The organism is Actinomyces oris, from assembly GCF_001929375.1.
GTDB classification, from domain to species: Bacteria; Actinomycetota; Actinomycetes; order Actinomycetales; family Actinomycetaceae; genus Actinomyces; species Actinomyces oris_B.
This window is the reverse complement of record NZ_MSGO01000005.1, coordinates 157235-173704: the sequence shown is the minus strand read 5'-3', so window position 1 is coordinate 173704 and position 16470 is coordinate 157235. Positions and strand designations below refer to the sequence as shown.

Annotated in this window: 12 protein-coding genes, 1 tRNA gene, 1 other RNA gene and 1 pseudogene; 9 read left to right on the top strand and 6 right to left on the bottom strand. The window is 68.6% G+C overall.

Annotated features, from left to right (window positions below):
• Positions 1-126 precede the first annotated feature (126 nt).
• The 3 genes and pseudogenes from BKH32_RS01300 to BKH32_RS14190 form a co-directional block, all read left to right on the top strand.
• A complete protein-coding gene (locus BKH32_RS01300; protein ID WP_256690311.1) occupies positions 127-1104 on the top strand; it encodes a replication-relaxation family protein in 978 nt (325 codons plus the stop codon).
• A 259-nt stretch (positions 1105-1363) separates the two neighbouring features.
• Positions 1364-2044, top strand: a complete 681-nt coding sequence (locus BKH32_RS01295) for a hypothetical protein (RefSeq protein ID WP_256690309.1) — start codon at positions 1364-1366, stop codon at positions 2042-2044.
• Positions 1944-2858: pseudogene (locus BKH32_RS14190) on the top strand (recombinase family protein); the annotation flags it as partial. The gene BKH32_RS01295 and the pseudogene BKH32_RS14190, both read left to right, overlap by 101 nt.
• Before the next feature lie 381 nt (positions 2859-3239).
• Here BKH32_RS14190 and BKH32_RS14185 read toward each other — a convergent pair.
• Both BKH32_RS14185 and BKH32_RS01285 read right to left on the bottom strand, forming a co-directional pair.
• Positions 3240-3824: a hypothetical protein gene (locus tag BKH32_RS14185; protein WP_256690307.1), complete on the bottom strand. Its 585-nt coding sequence runs from the start codon at positions 3822-3824 to the stop codon at positions 3240-3242.
• A 127-nt stretch (positions 3825-3951) separates the two neighbouring features.
• Positions 3952-4046: transfer RNA gene (locus BKH32_RS01285), tRNA-Ile, on the bottom strand.
• A gap of 205 nt (positions 4047-4251) precedes the next feature.
• On the opposite strand from BKH32_RS01285, the gene BKH32_RS01280 reads away from it, so the two are divergent.
• Complete coding sequence (locus BKH32_RS01280; RefSeq protein ID WP_075248264.1) at positions 4252-5154, top strand: Nif3-like dinuclear metal center hexameric protein; 903 nt, start codon at positions 4252-4254, stop codon at positions 5152-5154.
• Between the two features lie 46 nt (positions 5155-5200).
• Positions 5201-5935, top strand: a complete 735-nt coding sequence (locus tag BKH32_RS01275; RefSeq protein WP_075248263.1) for a zinc ribbon domain-containing protein — start codon at positions 5201-5203, stop codon at positions 5933-5935.
• A 31-nt stretch (positions 5936-5966) separates the two neighbouring features.
• Here the strand turns inward: BKH32_RS01275 and BKH32_RS01270 are convergent, their stop codons facing one another.
• The gene (locus BKH32_RS01270) at positions 5967-6776 is read right to left on the bottom strand and encodes a YaaA family protein (RefSeq protein WP_075248262.1); all 810 of its coding nucleotides are present in this window, start codon (positions 6774-6776) and stop codon (positions 5967-5969) included.
• Between the two features lie 94 nt (positions 6777-6870).
• Between BKH32_RS01270 and rnpB the strand changes: the two genes are divergently transcribed.
• Positions 6871-7262: RNase P RNA component class A (gene rnpB, locus BKH32_RS01265), an RNA gene on the top strand.
• 88 nt (positions 7263-7350) lie between these two features.
• Here rnpB and BKH32_RS01260 read toward each other — a convergent pair.
• The 3 genes from BKH32_RS01260 to panB form a co-directional block, all read right to left on the bottom strand.
• The gene (locus BKH32_RS01260) at positions 7351-8544 is read right to left on the bottom strand and encodes a hypothetical protein (RefSeq protein WP_075248261.1); all 1194 of its coding nucleotides are present in this window, start codon (positions 8542-8544) and stop codon (positions 7351-7353) included.
• Positions 8545-8708: 164 nt separating this feature from the next.
• The gene (gene map, locus BKH32_RS01255; RefSeq protein WP_075248296.1) at positions 8709-9614 is read right to left on the bottom strand and encodes a type I methionyl aminopeptidase; all 906 of its coding nucleotides are present in this window, start codon (positions 9612-9614) and stop codon (positions 8709-8711) included.
• A gap of 104 nt (positions 9615-9718) precedes the next feature.
• Positions 9719-10564, bottom strand: coding sequence for a 3-methyl-2-oxobutanoate hydroxymethyltransferase (gene panB / locus BKH32_RS01250; protein ID WP_075248260.1), 846 nt, complete (start codon positions 10562-10564; stop codon positions 9719-9721).
• Between the two features lie 203 nt (positions 10565-10767).
• Here panB and BKH32_RS01245 point away from each other — a divergent pair, with 203 nt between their 5' ends.
• From BKH32_RS01245 to BKH32_RS01235, 3 genes are all read left to right on the top strand, one after another.
• Entirely contained in the window at positions 10768-12099 is a 1332-nt protein-coding gene (locus tag BKH32_RS01245; protein ID WP_075248259.1) for a glutamine synthetase family protein, read from the top strand.
• A gap of 18 nt (positions 12100-12117) precedes the next feature.
• Positions 12118-15717 carry a bifunctional [glutamine synthetase] adenylyltransferase/[glutamine synthetase]-adenylyl-L-tyrosine phosphorylase gene (locus BKH32_RS01240; protein WP_075248258.1) on the top strand — a complete coding sequence of 1200 codons (3600 nt, stop codon included), beginning with the start codon at positions 12118-12120 and terminating at the stop codon, positions 15715-15717.
• A 95-nt stretch (positions 15718-15812) separates the two neighbouring features.
• Complete coding sequence (locus tag BKH32_RS01235; protein ID WP_075248257.1) at positions 15813-16466, top strand: histidine phosphatase family protein; 654 nt, start codon at positions 15813-15815, stop codon at positions 16464-16466.
• Positions 16467-16470 lie beyond the last annotated feature (4 nt).

Here is a 16470-nt window from a genome sequence, read left to right as displayed (position 1 = left end):
CGTCGTGGTGCGGCACCGGCGCGGTTACGGGAGGCGACTGATGGCCCCGTGTGGCCATCACACCCACCACTGACAACAGCCCCGGCCTCACAGCCGCTGTCTCGCAGCAGCGACTCGATCAACCACATGACGATCACGAAGGAGGAAACAGCAATGAACACAGCGATATCGACATTGGAATACGCGAGCGTCGGGACAGGCACCGGTCTGGTAGTGCCGACGTCCACAACGACACCAACGACGATGAAGGCAGCAGCGAAGACAGAGGCAGCGAAGTCTCAGCGCCAGGTTCCGGCCCGGATTGGCCGCGCCCAGCTGCAGGCGATCGCCGAGCAGCTTGATGCCACCGATCGCGAGCTGCTGGCGCTGCTGGCGGCTCATCGCTATGCCACAACCCGCCAGCTGGCGCAGATCACCGAGCTGTCGAGGCAGTACGGTTCGGCCCGTTCGGCGCTGCGCCAGACCAGTCGGCGGCTGCGACGCCAGCACGGACTGAGGCTGGTTGCTCATCTGGCGCGGCGGATTGGTGGCTCGCGGGCCGGCTCGGCGGGGTACGTCTGGTACCTGACAACAGCGGGGCAGCGCCTGACATGCGAGGGGCAAGGGCGTGGATCGCGGCGACGCTTTCAGGAGCCGTCGCCGCTGTTCCTCACTCATACGCTGGCGATCACGCAGGCGCGGGTCGTCATCGAGCAGGCCATCCACGCCGTCGGTGGGCACCTGGCTCGGCTGCGTACCGAGCCGGCCTGCTGGCGCTCCTGGCTGCGGCTCGGTGGGGCGCTGGGCTGGCTCAAGCCGGATCTGGAAGCAATCACGGCGACAGACACAGGCGCAGAAGATCACTGGCTCCTCGAGGTCGACCTAGACACCGAGCATCCAGCGCGGCTGCTGGCCAAGTGCCACGACTACCAGGCTCACCTGGCCAGCGGCACCTTCCAGGCCCAGCACGGCTACTACCCGCAGGTGGTCTGGCTGCTGACCAACCCCACCCGAGCCGGCCGCCTGGCCGAGCAGATCGCCGCCGACCAGACGCTCACCCCGGAGCTGTTCAAGATCACTGCCGCCCCCGAGCAGCTCGCCGCCCTGATCCAGCGCGGCCCATGACACGCTAAAAACAATCCACCCGCCCTGGCATTCTCAGTGCGCTTTTCTTCGCAAAGAGAACATCACCGCAGAAAAATGATGCAGCATCGGCAGAAAATGGCGCAATATCACGGAACAGTCGCTAGCGTGGGTGCGGTGGAATCGTTTCTCGGGGGAACATAAAACCGGACTGGACTTTTCCGTCTATCTGAGCGTCAATAGAAAGAGGAGAAACACAAAACAGTGAAATAGCAATATATATGACGAGAGGAGGACACCGATGACAACACAAACCAGAACGAACGCACAGGAGAAGCACCCGGCGGTGCGCTCCGCCGTACTCGCAACCGCGCTGGACAGCCAGGCGGGTACCGGGGCGATCGTCATCTTCTACGGCGCAGCCCATTACCCCTTCGAGCTGGCCCGCCAGCGGGAGCTGGTAGAGGACTATGCCGAAACGGCCGGCCTGAATCTGGTCACCGAGTTCCACGACCGACAGCAGCGCCAGTACGGGCTGGGCATGCTGCTTGATGCCTGCCAGCGCGGTGGGGTGGAGTACGTCATCACGGCGGGCTGGCCCACCCCCAACCTCACCACCACCGAAGCAGACGCGGTAACTGAACAGCTCGCAGCCAGCGGCACCCACCTGGTCTGCCTCAACAGCTGGCAGCCCGGCGACGGTGAGCCGCCTGTCTGGTGGAACGACGAAGAAGGCGCATGGATGCGCCAGTTCGATGAGCTCAGAGAGGAAGAACGCCAGCAGCGCGAGCAGACCAGTGAAACCGGTGAGATCGATCAGGTCGGAGAGCCCGGCCAGTCCAGCGACGTCGACCAGGCCGGTGAAGCAGGCGATGGCATAGATGCCCGCGGGACACGCACAACCAGTGCGGACGACCAGATTGGTCGAACCGGGAACCCCAGTGAACACACCGAAACCAGCAAGGAGGTGCACCATGCCTGACGCTGTTGCTCCCGATCCCTTCACCGCCATGGCCGCCCAGCTCACTCCCAAGCGCGCCGTCTCATACATCCGCGTCTCTACTCGGGAGCAGGCTCAGCGTGGTGGGTCAGAGGAGGGCTTCTCCTTGCCCGCTCAACGGGAGGCGAATAAGCGTAAGGCTCAGTCGATGGGTGCACTGGTCGTCAAGGAGTTTGCCGACCGGGGTGAGTCGGCCAGGTCTGCGAACCGCCCTGAGCTACAGAAGATGCTGGCGTACCTCAAGGAAGATGGTGGCATTGACTACGTCATCGTCCATAAACTGGACCGACTAGCCCGGAACCGGGCGGACGATGTGGAGATCAACCGGGCCTTCGAGGAGGCCGGTGTGCGGCTGGTGTCGACATCGGAGAACATCGACCAGACGCCTGGCGGCATGCTGCTGCACGGCATCATGAGCAGCATCGCTGAGTTCTACTCCCGTAACTTGGCCAACGAGGTCATCAAGGGGATGGGCGAGAAAGCCAGGAACGGCGGGACGCTGGGCAAGGCACCGCTCGGCTACCTCAACGTCCGTGCCAGAGACGAGCATGGGCGAGAAGTCCGCACCATCGCCCTCGATGAGGAGCGCGCACCACTCATCCGGCTGGCCTTCACGGAGTATGCGACAGGGAATTGGACGACCAAAAGGCTCGCTGCGCACCTGCACGATCGTGGGCTGACGACCGTGCCAACGGCCCGCAAGCCAGCCAAGGCAGTGACGGGCGCTCAGCTGCATCGCATGCTGCGCCACCCCTACTACAAGGGCGTCATCTCCTTCCAGGGCGTGGAGTACGCCGGGGCGCACGAGCCCTTGGTGGATGAAGAGACCTGGAGTCAGGTGCAGGCCGTGCTGGACTCCCATCGCTTCGGAGAACGCGAACGCCAACACAACCACCACCTCAAGACGACGGTGTACTGCGGCCTCTGCGGTGTCCGCCTGCTGGTGCAGAACACACGCAACAGCAAAGGCGACCTCTACCCCTACTTCATCTGCGCCAAGCGCCAACGAACCCACGACTGTGCCTTCCGCGCCGTCCTGATCGACGTCGTCGAAGAGCGGATGAACGCGCTGTACCGGACGATCCAGCTCAGCAGCCAGGATCGCCAGCTGGTGGAGCAGTACGTCCGGGAGGAGCTACGGCACCTTGAGCGCGACAAAGACCGGACAATCCGCTCCCTAACGACCAGGCGGACGAACATCGAAGACAAGCGCCGCCGCCTGATGCACGCCCACTACGAAGGAGCCATCCCCCTTGACCTCCTCAAAGAGGAACAAGCCAAGCTCTCCACCGAACTGAACCAGATCGAGCGCCAACTGACCGCCTACCAGGCCGACATAGCCGAGGTGCGGCAGCGCCTCATTCAAGCCCTTGACCTCCTCGAAGACTGCCACCGCCTCTACCAGGCAGCACCCGCCCACCTGAAGAAGCTGCTCAACCAGGTGTTCTTCCAGCGGGTGCTGGTCAATCCGGTGGTGGATGAGGACGGCCGAGTCATCCTGCCGGATAATGGAACGAATGATGGCAGAGGCAGGAGCGTGGCCGACGCAGCAGCTGGCGACTGCCCGATAGGGGAGAATGACGGGCCATTGCAGCGGGCCGCAGCACCGCGCCTGCTGGCCGACGCAAGCAGCGACGCGAACCTGGCAGCCGATCTGCGGCGGCCCTTCGACTGGCTGACCAGCCGACGAATACACAACGTCGCACGACAGCGCAGTGCGACCTTGTTGCAGGACAACACACGAGAAAACCGGGACAACCAAGTGGACTGCCCGGTCAACGACGCCGTCTGCAACGACGAAGCGCTCACCAGTGGTGGTGAGCGCTTCGCATCTTCATCAACCAACCCAGACCGTGTTACTCATGACCTAGGTTTGGGTAAGGCTATCGTGGTACCCCCACTGGGATTCGAACCCAGGACCTTGTGCTTATCAGGCACGACACGAGGTATAAGCTCGCTGCTCTAACCGCTGAGCTATGGGGGCGCGGCCACGACATCGACGGCGTCGAGGAGGCCGACGCTGCCGGCACCGGAGGGGCCCAGCAGCGCGGAAGTAGGTTACCCCAGATGGCGGCCGCGTCGGTCGTTTTCCTCACTGTGTTCCGTCAGGCATGCCCCCTCGCAGGCACCGCGGGCCTCCGAGCCCGTCACGCCTCAGGAACTGCCCGCCCTACCGCTAGCCTGGTCGCATGAGTCACACTCCCGAACCCGCATCTCCTGAGGCCGGACACGAGCCCTCGCCTAGCACCCCGGAAGGCCACCTGACCGTCGGCGACGTCGTCGCCCTCGTGGAGGCCGCCGCACCCCCCGGCCTGGCCGCCTCCTGGGACTCCAACGGGCTCATCTGCGGCGACCCCGCCGACCCGGTGCGCAGCATCCTCCTGGCCGTCGACCCGGTGGCGGCCGTCGTCGACGAGGCCATCAACGCCGGCGTCGACATGGTCATCACCCACCACCCCCTCTACCTGCGCGGAACCGACCACGTCGCGGCCACCGACCCCAAGGGCCGCTGCATCCACCGCCTCATCCGCGCAGGCATCGCCCTCCTCAACGCCCACACCAGTCTCGACGCCGCCCACGGGGGAGTGGCCGACGCCCTGGCCGAGCGGGTCGGACTCGTCTCCACCGTGCCGCTCGAGCCCGACCCCGCCTCCCCGGATCGGGGCATCGGGCGGATCGGCACGCTGCCGCAGCCCGTCACCCTGCGCCGGCTTGCTGACGACGTCGCCGCAGCCCTGCCCGACTCGGCCCCCGGCCTCCTCGTGGGAGGGGACCTCGACGCCGTCGTCGAGCGCATCGCCGTCTCAGGTGGGGCGGGCGACTCTCTCCTGCAACGGGTCCGCGAGGCCGGGGCCGACGTGTTCCTCACCGCCGACCTGCGCCACCACCCCGCCTCCGAGCACCTGGAGGGCGGCCGCCCCTACCTCCTGTGCGGAACCCACTGGGCCACCGAGTGGGTCGGCCTGGAGCCCCTGGCCCGCAGGCTCACAGACAACGCCTGCTCCCGCGGCGCCTCACTGTCCGTCCAGGTCTCCCGCATCGTCACGGACCCCTGGGCGCTGCGCCTGCCCACCGGACCAGACCGGGCATGAGAGGATTCGCAGCATCAACCCGCACACGCCTGAAGGAGCACCCGCCGTGACAAGCGCCCCCATCGCCCAGCAGCGCCTTCTCATCGACCTCCAGGACCTCGACTCCCGCCTGGCACGGCTGCGTCACGAGCGCAAGCACCTTCCGGTCCTCACCCGCATCGAGTCAGTCATCGAACGCCTCAAAGTCAACAAGCGGGCAGCCATCCAGGCCGAGGCCGCCCTCGACGAGGCCAAGAAGCAGGCCACCCGCAGTGAGGGCGAGGTCGAGCAGGTGGTGCGCCGCGCCGAGGTGCTGCGCGAGCGCCTCCACTCCGGCACCAGCGCAGCCCGCGACCTCTCCGCCATCCAAGGGGAGATCGACCAGCTCGGCCAACGCCAGTCAACCTTGGAGGAGGCGCAGATCCTGGCCATGGAGGAACTCGACTCCGCCCGGCAGGAGGCGGAGCGCCTCAGCCAGGAGGAGTCCGAGATCCGCACAGCCGGGCGGGAGCTCACCGCCAAGCGCGACGCCGAGTTCGCCCGACTCGATGAGGAGATCGAGTCCCTGGAGAACCAGCGGGCAGACCTCGCCGGCACCATCGAGACCCCCCTCCTGGCCGACTATGAGGCCGTCCGCGCCTCCACCGGCGGGCTGGGCGCAGTCGCCCTGAGGGGACGCACCATCGAGGGCGGCGCCGTCGAGATCAGCCCCCAGGAGCTGGCCCGCATCGTGGCCGCCCCGACCGAGGAGGTCATCCACGCCGAGGAGAACGACGTCATCATCGTACGGATGGACATCTAGCGGCCGCGTCTGAAGCCGGCCGCCACCGGCCTCAGCGAGTCACCAGGGTGAGTACTCGTCGCCCCTGCCGGTCCGGCTCGCAGACCTCGACGTCGTCGATACCCTCCAGACCCCCGGCGATACTCGCGAGGTCGTCCACCTGTACGTGCTCAGTCACGGCCCCGTCGGCAACGGTCCTGAGGAGCTCTCCGGTGAGCAGTCCGCGGGCGTGCTTGGCCATGTGGGAGACCACCTTGCGGGAACCGTCGTCGGCAGTGCGCACCACGCGCACGCTCACGACCTCGATGCCGTCACGCGCGGACGGCTTCCATGCGGCCGCGTAGTCCGCCGACCGACAATCCACCACCAGCCCCTGTGCAACCATGTCGGTGAGCGACGGCGTCAGGTGCGGTTTCCAGAACGCCGGCAGACGTCCCGGTCCGGGCAGGGACGTGCCCATCGACAGGCGGTGGTCGGGCACCAGGTCAGTGGGGGAGAGGATGCCCCACAGCCCCGAGAGAACAACGCAGTGGTGCTCCAGAGCGGCGCGGCCCGCCGGGCCCTCGGCGATCGAGCCCAGCCGTGCGGCCTCGTACAGGACCCCGGTGAACAGCTGATGGGCCGGGGCACAGGGCGCGGTCTCCAGCAGCAGATTCGTCCCCACCTGCTCGGCGCTGCGAGGCCCCAGCCCCAGGACGGAGGCACCCTCGGCGCTCCGACTCACCTCAGCCAGCGCGGACATCACCTCACGGCGCGCAGCGGTGAGCCTGTCCGCCTCCAGGAGCGAGTCGAGATCCAGGGACGGTCCACTGGTAGGAGCAGTCTTTCCCTCAGAGGGAGGAAGCAGGATCAGCACCCGCACATGATAGGGCCGGACACGCCTCCCGGCAGGTGGGGGCTGTCCGGTGGGCGCGAACCCCGACGACGCAGCATGTGGCTACACTGACCCGTGCGGACGAGCCGACCGGGCGGCCGCGGTACCGGCCACCGCCTTCATGGCGGTGGCGGGCTGAGGAACGTCCGGGCTCCACAGAGCAGGGCGGTGGCTAACGGCCACCCGGGGTGACCCGCGGGACAGTGCCACAGAGAGTAGACCGCCCATCGGATACCGGTGGGTAAGGGTGAAAGGGTGGGGTAAGAGCCCACCAGCGCGGCGGGTGACCGTTGCGGCTCGGTAAACCCCGCCCGGAGCAAGACCGCACAGCTGGCGCTTGAAGGCTGCTCGCCCGAGTCAGCGGGTAGGTCGCATGAGGCCGCTGGTAACAGCGGTCCAAGATGAATGGTCGCCACCGCCCAGGCCGGTAACGGCGGGCGGCAACAGAACCCGGCGTACAGGTCGGCTCGTCCGCCCTATCGAACGTGTTGAAACGGCTGTGGCCCGCCAGGATCCTGGCGGGCCACAGCCGACGTCGTATGAGGCGGATGGTGGCGTGGCGTTACTTCGCCGCCACGTAGACCTCATTCTTGTTGTCCACCTGGGAGAAAGCGCTCACCGCGAAGGCGCCCTTCTTCTCATTGGCGGCGGACTCGTCAACGAGGAAGACGAAATCGCCCTTCGCCTTGCCTCCGTCACGGGGCATGCTCTGCCGGTTGAAGAGCGACTGCCCGCCGATAATCAGCTCAGATTCTGCCGTGTTTCCTTCGTGGGTGAATCCGACCTTCAGGTCGTACTTATCGAACTGTCCTTGACCGTGGTAGGTGATCTCAACGGGAACGCGAATGTACACCTTGCCGGCAGGGGGCTCCTTGTAGCTGTACTGGCTCGTGACGGCCTTGATGGACTCGTTGGCGTTCCACTCGACATCCCCGAAGGTGACGTCAACCGAGGCGTTAGGGTCGTCGTCGTACTTGCCTGCATTCAGCGTGACCGCCCCGGCCTTCGGGTCGATGGGGTCCTTCTCGCTCGAGCCGTGGCTGTTATTGTTCGGATTGCTGGTCTTGGTGGGCTTCTTCGGATCCGGGTTGTCGGTTGGGTCCGGGTCATCGACATTCTTGCTGGGCTTAGGCTTCTTCGGGTTATCCGGCTCCGAGCTCGAGGTGCTGTCCGCCTTGTTGTCGCTGTCGCTGGAATCGCCCTTGAACATGAAGATTCCACCGATGACCAGGGCGACCACGACGACTGCGGCGATTCCGGTCCAGAACCACCACTGTTGGGTCAGCGGCTTGGAGCCATTGCCGGGGCCGGCTGGAACGGCGGCGTTGGGCTGCCATCCGCCGGTGGGAGGCTGCATCCCTCCCGCTGCCCCCTGGGGCTGGTAGGGCGTGGGCGACTGGGCGTAGTCCATGTTGGCCGCGTACGGGCTGGCGCCGACAGACGCGGGAGGCCCGGCGTAGTCACCGGAGGGGGCGGAGGCTGACATGCCCGTCGGGTCGGCAACCGGTGAGGAAGTGCTCAACGGGGCCGTCGGGGCGGTCGACACGGCCTGGGTCGGAGCCCACGCCGGGTCGGCCTCAGTAGCGGCACCTGCGGCCGAAGCAGCGGATGCGCCGGAGGCGGCGGAGTCATCGACCCAGATCTGCCAGCCCTCAGGAGCCGGCCCCCAGGCGGGGTCGGGCTGCCAGCCTGCAGGCGGCTCGAAACCCTCGGGTGGCGCGGGCCAGTTCGGCGGTGGATTGAAGCGCAAAGCCATGAGAACCTCCGGGAGGAAATAAGCTGGGAGAAACCCGCATGGGCTTCCTGGGCAGAATGCAGTAGATGTCCGCTAGCCAAGGACCTTACGTCGTCACCTTATCGTGAGGCAACGTGACGGTGCTCGATCATCGTGGACGTGGATGGGTAGCGATACCCGCTACCTCAAGGCAGGGTGAGCACCTCGGCACCTTCCTCGGTCACCACGAGCGTGTGCTCGAACTGCGCGGTGCGGGAACGGTCCTTGGTGACCACCGTCCAGCCGTCGTCCCACTGCTCCCACTCGATGCCGCCGAGTGTGAGCATCGGCTCGATGGTGAACACCATGCCGGTCTTGATGACGTCGTCGTGCAGAGGGGCGGCGTCGTAGTGGGGGATGATGAGCCCTGAGTGAAAGGCCTCCCCGACGCCGTGGCCCGTGTAGTCGCGCACCACCCCGTAGTCGAAGCGTTTGGCGTAGGCCTCGATGACGCGGCCGATGACATTGACCTCGCGTCCCGGCTTGACGGCCTTGATGCCCCGCTCCATCGCGGTGCGGGTACGTTCGATGAGCAGCTCCGTCTCACGGTCGACCTCGCCGACGGCGTAGGTGGCGTTCGTGTCGCCGTGGACCCCGCCGATGTAGGCGGTGACGTCAAGATTGATGAGGTCTCCCTCATTCAGGCGGGTCGAGTCCGGGATGCCGTGGCAGATGACCTCATTGATCGAGGTGCAGATCGATTTGGGGAAACCCATGTAACCCAGGCAGGAGGGGTAGGCACCGTGGTCGCACAGGTACTCGTGGGCGATCCGGTCCAGCTCATCGGTGCTCACCCCCGGGGCGATCGCCTTGGCGGCCTCGGCCAGGGCGCGGGCGGCCAGCCGCCCCGCCACCCGGATCCGCTCGATCGTCTCAGCATCCTTGACCTCCGAGGCCGTGACGCGCTCGGGACCGTCGTGGAACATGTACTCGGGACGTGCGATGGATGCCGGCACATGACGCTCAGGACTGAGTGTCCCGGGAGTGAGCGTGCCACGCGGAGCGCGGTCGGCCAGTGAGGCCGAGGACGCGGGGGAAGCCGAAGAACTCATGGTCTTAAGCATAGAAGGGGGCACCCGGTTCGCGGGACCTTCCCTCCAGCCAGTGGTCCAGGGCCTCCACAACACGCTGTGGGTCTTATCACTGTCAGGGGTCGTCAGGAGCTGAACCAGTGCTTCTCTGCAGGGAAGGACTCCTCGCGCACCGCGGTCCCGTAGTCGGCGGCCGCCTGCCTGAGGACCTCGCCGATCTGCCCGAACTGGTGGGCGAAGCGCGGTGACCAGTCCGTCATCCCGGCCATGTCCGTCCACACCAGGACCTGTCCGTCGCAGCGGGCGCCCGCGCCGATACCGATCGTGGGGATCGCAAGCGACTCGGTGACGCGGGCGGCCACAGGCTCGGGCACCATCTCCAGGACGAGGGCGATCGCCCCCGCCTCAGCCAGCGCCTGCGTGTCGGCCAGCAGCGCGTCCGCGGCCTCGCCGCGGCCCTGAACCCGGAAGCCACCGAGCATGTTGACGCTCTGCGGGGTGAATCCCAGGTGCCCCACCACCGGGATGCCCGCCTGGGTCAGCGCGCGCACGCTGGCTGCTCGGGGCCTGCCGCCTTCGAGCTTGACGGCGTTGGCCCCCGCCTTCATGAGGCGCACCGCGCTGGCCAGAGCCTGCTCGGGGCCGGCCTCGTAGGTGCCAAAGGGGAGGTCAGCCACGACCAGTGCGCGCTTGGTCGCCCTCGCCACCGAGCGGGTGGCCACCACCATCTCGTCGAGCTCCACCGGCAGCGTGGAGTCGTGCCCCAGCATGACATTGCCGATGGAGTCGCCCACCAGCAGCAGGTCGGTTCCCGCCGCGTCCAGGATCTGGGCGGTCACGGCGTCGTAGGCGGTGAGCATGACCAACTTGGTGCCGTCCTTCTTGGCGGCCGCCAGGTGATGAACGCGCACGGGCTTGCCGCCTCCGACGACGGTGGCGGACGTGCCGTAAGGGGACTCGGGTGTAGCCATGGCACGAGGCTACCTGAGGTGTCGCAGTGCGCTGGCACCTCGGACGGACCACTGACGTCCCTCTGACGTCCCCGCCGAGGCGGTTGTCCGAAACCTGCCTGACGCACCCGAGCACTAGGGTGGGCCCAGCAGAACGTCTCAGGCGCACGACCACCGGCCCCGTCGTCGGCCGGCTGCTGCGCCGCCATGCTGAGGAGGCCCCATTGGACAAGCAGCAGGAGTACGTGCTCCGAGCCATCGAGGAACGCGACATCAGCTTCATCCGCCTGTGGTTCACTGACGTCTCCGGACAGCTCAAGTCCGTGGCCATCGCACCGGCCGAGGTCGAGAGTGCCTTCGAGGAGGGCATCGGCTTCGACGGATCGGCCATCGAGGGCCTGACGCGCGTCTTCGAGTCCGACATGCTCCTGGCCCCCGATCCCTCCACCTTCCAGATGCTGCCCTGGCGGGACGGGGACAACGGTGTGGCCCGCATGTTCTGCGATGTCCTCACGCCCGACGGCGAGCCCGCCCGCACCGACCCGCGCTCCGTGCTCGAGCGTCAGCTCGCCCGGGTCGCCGAGGCCGGATTCACCTGCTACATCCACCCGGAGATCGAGTTCTACCTGGTCAACCGCGACGCCGACGGGCGTATCCGCCCCACTGACGACGCCGGTTACTTCGACCACGTGCCCGGGGGGACCGCCCACGACTTCCGACGCCACGCCATCCTCATGCTCGAGCAGATGGGGATCTCGGTGCAGTTCTCCCACCACGAGGGCGGCCCCGGCCAGAACGAGATCGACCTGCGCTTCGCCGACGCCCTGTCCATGGCGGACAACATCATGACCTTCCGCGCCGTCGTGGAGGAGGTCGCCCTGGAGGAGGGCTGCCTGGCGACCTTCATGCCCAAGCCCTTCCCCGATCAGTTCGGCTCGGGCATGCACACGCACTTCTCCCTGTTCGAGGGCGACCGCAACGCCTTCTTCGACCCCGCCGGCCAGTACCAGCTCTCCGCCACCGGCCGCTCCTTCATCGCCGGGCTGCTGCACCACGCCTCGGAGATCACCGCCGTCACCAACCAGCACGTCAACTCCTACAAGCGCCTGTGGGGAGGGGACGAGGCCCCCAGCTACGTGTGCTGGGGCCACAACAACCGCTCCGCCCTGGTACGCGTCCCCATGCACAAGCCCGGCAAGGCCCAGTCGACGCGGGTGGAGTTCCGCGGCATCGACTCCTCGGCCAACCCCTACCTGGCCTACGCGGTCATTCTGGCCGCGGGCCTCAAGGGCATCGAGGAGGGCTACGAGCTTCCCCCGGAGGCCGAGGACGATGTCTGGGCCCTGTCGGAGATGGAGCGCAGGGCGCTGGGCATCCACGCCCTGCCCACCTCCCTCAAGAGCGCGGTGGCCGCCATGGAGCGCTCCGACCTGGTGGCGGACACCTTCGGTGAGGACACCTTCGAGTTCTTCCTGCGCAACAAGCGCCGCGAGTACCGGGCCTACGACGCCCAGGTCACCGACTTCGAGATCGGCCAGTTCTTCCCGCGGGCCTGAGCGCAGCAGGAGACAGCTGTGAGAGACCGCAGCGAGAAGCGGGCGCCGATCGGGTCCCCCTCCCGGCACAGCTCCTCGCCCAGGACCCTGCTGCTGCGGGCCGGATTCCACAACGCCGCCCGCGCCGGGGCTCTCCTGAGCGACCCGGCGCTGCTGCCCTTCCTGCCAGCAGACGCTGAGGCCGACGACGTCGTCGAGGCGGGAGACCCCGGCGGACGCGCCTCAGCGGATCGCTCCAGGCGGCCGGGCGGCCGACCCGCCGACATACGACTCGGGCCGGCGCGTGAGGAGCTCATCGACTCCCTGGCGCTCACCGCCGATCCCGACATGGCTCTGCTCAGCCTCGTCAGGCTCGCTGAGGCCGCGGCCGCATCCGAGTCGGGTCACCTGGCATCGGCAGGCGGTGTCGAGCCCGGGTGCACGACGAGGCCGGCAGCACTCCTGCGCAGCATCATGAGTGATCCGGCCGCAGAGCCGCGTGAGCACAGGCACCGCCTGCTCGCGGTCCTGGGTGCCTCCCAGGCCCTGGGAGACTTCCTCGTGGCGCATCCCGAGCGCCTCACCGCGCTCGCCCCGCGCAGGGCGTGGAGCGCCCCGGAGGAGGCCGGTCCCGGCGAGGCGCTGCAACGGGCGGTCCACGACGCGCTGGGGCAGGCCGGCCCTGCGGACACCGGCCTCTCAGACTGCGATGAGAGACCCCCGCACCCGGCAGACTGCGCCGTCAGCCGGGCGACCGGGGCGCTGCGGCGCGCCTACCGGGACCGGCTCACGGCGATCGTCGCCGATGACCTCACCAGCGCCGACCCGATCGAGCACGTCCCCACCGTGTGTCGTCGCATGGCCGAGCTCGCCGATGCCGCCCTGGACGCGGCCCTGCTCGTCGCCCGCGCCGCCGTCGGACCGAAGGCCGATGAGGTGGCCCTCGCCGTGATCGCCATGGGGAAGACCGGGGCCCAGGAGCTCAACTACATCTCGGACGTCGACGTCGTCTACGTCGTCGGCCCCGCCCACGAGCTGCAGGGCGCTCACGAGCCGATCAGCGAGGAGCGCCTCGTGGAGATCGGCACGCACCTGGCCACTGAGCTCGCCCACGTCGTCTCCGCCACCGCCCCCGAGCCGCCTCTGTGGCCGCTGGACACGGCACTGCGTCCCGAGGGCAAGGACGGCGCGCTCGTGCGCACTCTTGACTCCCACCTGGCCTACTACCGCAGGTGGGCCGCTTCCTGGGAGTTCCAGGCCCTGCTCAAGGCCAGGGCCTGCGCCGGCCACGCCGAGCTCGGCGCCCGCTACGAGCAGGGCGTGGCGCCCTACGTGTGGGAGGCCAGCCGGCGGGAGCACTTCGTTGAGGACGCCCGTGCCATGCGGCTCCGGGTGGAGAAGGAGTCGGTGCCGCGTGACGGGGCGGACCGGCGCATCAAGCTCGGCCCCGGGGGCCTGCGAGATGTCGAGTTCACCGTCCAGCTCCTCCAGCTCGTCCACGGACGCTCCGACGAGAGCCTGCGCGTACGCGGCACCCTGGAGGCTCTCGACGCTCTCAGCGCGGGCGGATACGTCAGCCGCACCGACGCCGCGGCCTTGAGCGGCTGCTACAAGGCCCTGCGGCTGCTGGAGCATCGCAGCCAGCTCTTCCGGCTGCGCCGCACCCACAACCTTCCTGACAAGGAGGAGGACCTGCGCCGCATCGAGCGAGGCATCAGCGACTGCCTGGGCCGCGGCGACAGCCTGTGGGAGGACTTCAAGGACCTGCGCCGGCGGGTACGGGCCCTCCACCAGGAGATCTACTACCGTCCCCTGCTGGCCTTCGCGGCCGCCCTCAGCGCCGACGAGATGGCCCTGAGCCCTCAGGCGGCGCGCGAGCGCCTCGCCGCCGTCGGCTACACGGACCCCGACGGGGCCCTGCGCCACATCCAGGCCCTCACCGAGGGGGTCAGCCGTCGCGCCGCGATCCAGCGCCAGCTGCTGCCGGTCATCATCGGCTGGATCGGTGGGGGAGCCGACCCCGATTTCGGTCTGCTGTCCTTCAGGCGGCTGTCCGAGGCCATCGGAGGGTCGCACTGGTACCTGGCCATGCTGCGGGACTCACCGGTGGCGGCACGCAGGCTGTGCCAGGTCCTCTCCAGCGCCCACTGGGCCACCGAGCGCCTCGCGGAGTTCCCAGAGTCCATCGCCTGGCTCGACGACGACGGCGAGCTCGAGCCCCGCCGACCCGGCGCCCTGGCGGAGGAGGTCGCCGCCGTCCTGCGCCGTCGCAGCCTCACCGGCCCCGATGACGCGGCCCTTGCTGAGCAGGCGCTCGAGGCGGTCCAGGCGATTCTGAGAGTGCGCGCCCGTGAGGAGGTGCGCGCCTCACTGGCGGACTGCCTGGACGGCATCGACCCCGAACGCACCGCCTCCATCCTCTCCGACGCCACCGACGCGGTCCTGGACGGGACGCTGACCGTGGCCACCGGGCTGGTCATCGCCCAGCGCGACGGGGTGGAGGCGGTCTCCGCGGGGCCCGACGCAGGCGGGTGCTGGCAGGCCGCCCGCGCCCGCCACGCCATCATCGCCATGGGACGCCTGGGAGGTCACGAGATCGGATACGCCTCCGACGCGGATGTCCTCTTCGTCCACCAGGCCTGCGACGGGGCGGGGGAGGAGACCGCCGCTCAGGAGGCCGAGGCCGTCGCCAAGCAGGTCATGGGACTTCTGGCCTCGGCGCTCCCGCACCCCCTTGAGGTCGACTGCGACCTGCGGCCCGAGGGCCGCAACGGCGTCATGAGCCGTTCACTGGACGCCTACCGCGAGTACTACGGCCGCTGGTCCGCCCTGTGGGAGCGCCAGGCGCTGCTGCGGGCCCGCGCCTGCGCCGGAGACCATGACCTGGGGCGGCGTTTCGAGGAGCTCATCAACCCGCTGCGCTGGGCGCAGGAGGGGCTGGCTCCCCAGGACCTGCGGGAGATCCGCAGGATCAAGGCCCGGGTGGAGGCAGAGCGCCTACCCCGGGGCATTGACCCGGCCCGCCACCTCAAGCTCGGCCCCGGTGGGCTCAGCGACGTCGAATGGAGCGCCCAGGTGCTTCAGCTCGCTCACGCCGGCCGGATACCCCAGCTGCGGACCACCTCGACCGTCGCCGCCCTCCAGGCCGCGGTCCAGGCCGGGGTGCTGAGCGCGGACGATGGGGGAGAACTGGTTGCGGCCTGGATCCTGGCCAGCCGCCTGCGCTCGGCGATCGTCCTGGGAACCGGGCGCGCCTCGGGGCCGCGCTCCCAGGTCCTCCCCGTCCAGATCCGGGAGATCCACCTGGTGGGGCGCCTCATTGGCCTGGGTGCGGGCAGGGAGCGAGAGCTCGAGGACCTCTACCGTCGCAGCGCCCGCCACGCGCGCGCAGTGGCCGAGCGCATCGTCTTCACCGACGCCGCCGCCCACGGCTCCACCGCATCGACGCCGTCGAGCGCCGCGTCGGCGGCACAGCCGCACAGCTCGGAGTCACCGCCGCCGCGTTCAGCGGGCTCGGCCCGGAGCGCTCGCGCACAGTCCCGTCGGGGTACGGGGACAGCAGCCTCCGAGGGCTCCAGGCGGGCCAGCCGCCCCCGCACCACCAGAAGGCGACCGGAAGGGCCCTACCCCTGGAGCTGACCGGGCGCAGACGGCACCGGACACAGGCCCTTGGGCGATGAGGATCGCACCGTCGTCGAGGGCCGTTGCACTGCGAACCTGGCAGACTTGCCGCCGTGAGGCTCATTCTTGTACGCCACGGTCGCACCGAGGCCAATGTCATGCAGGCACTTGATACCGCCTTCCCCGGGCATCCCCTGGACGAGGTGGGACTGGGGCAGGCCGACGGACTGCCCGACCGTCTGGACAAGGCCGGCCTGCTCCAGGGACTGGGGTCGCTGTGGGTCTCCCCGATCCTGCGCGCCAGGCAGACCATCGCCCCCATCGAGGCCGCCACCGGCCTGAGCGCCACTGTTGACCCGGGACTGCGTGAGGTCCTGGCCGCCGACCTGGAGATGAACACCGACGCGCGCTCGGTGGCCTGCTACGTGGACACCACCCGGGCCTGGATGGCGGGGCGCCCCGCCTGCCGCATCCCCGGATCCCCGGAGGACGGGCACGACACGCTTCAGCGCTTCGACGAGACCGTCGGCCGCATCTGCGAGCAGGCCGCCCAGGCGGGAGGCTCAGCAGCCCTGCTCGTCTCCCACGGCACCGCGCTGCGCCTGTGGACCTCCCTGAGGGCCGCGGCCGGAGGCGGCGTGGACCCGCTGTGGATCGCCGACCACCCCATGCACAACACCGGGATCACCGTCGTCGACGGCGATCCCGGCGGCGGGTGGAGCCTGACCTCCTGGGATGACGGGGCCTGGGACCAGGCCGCCTCCTGACCGG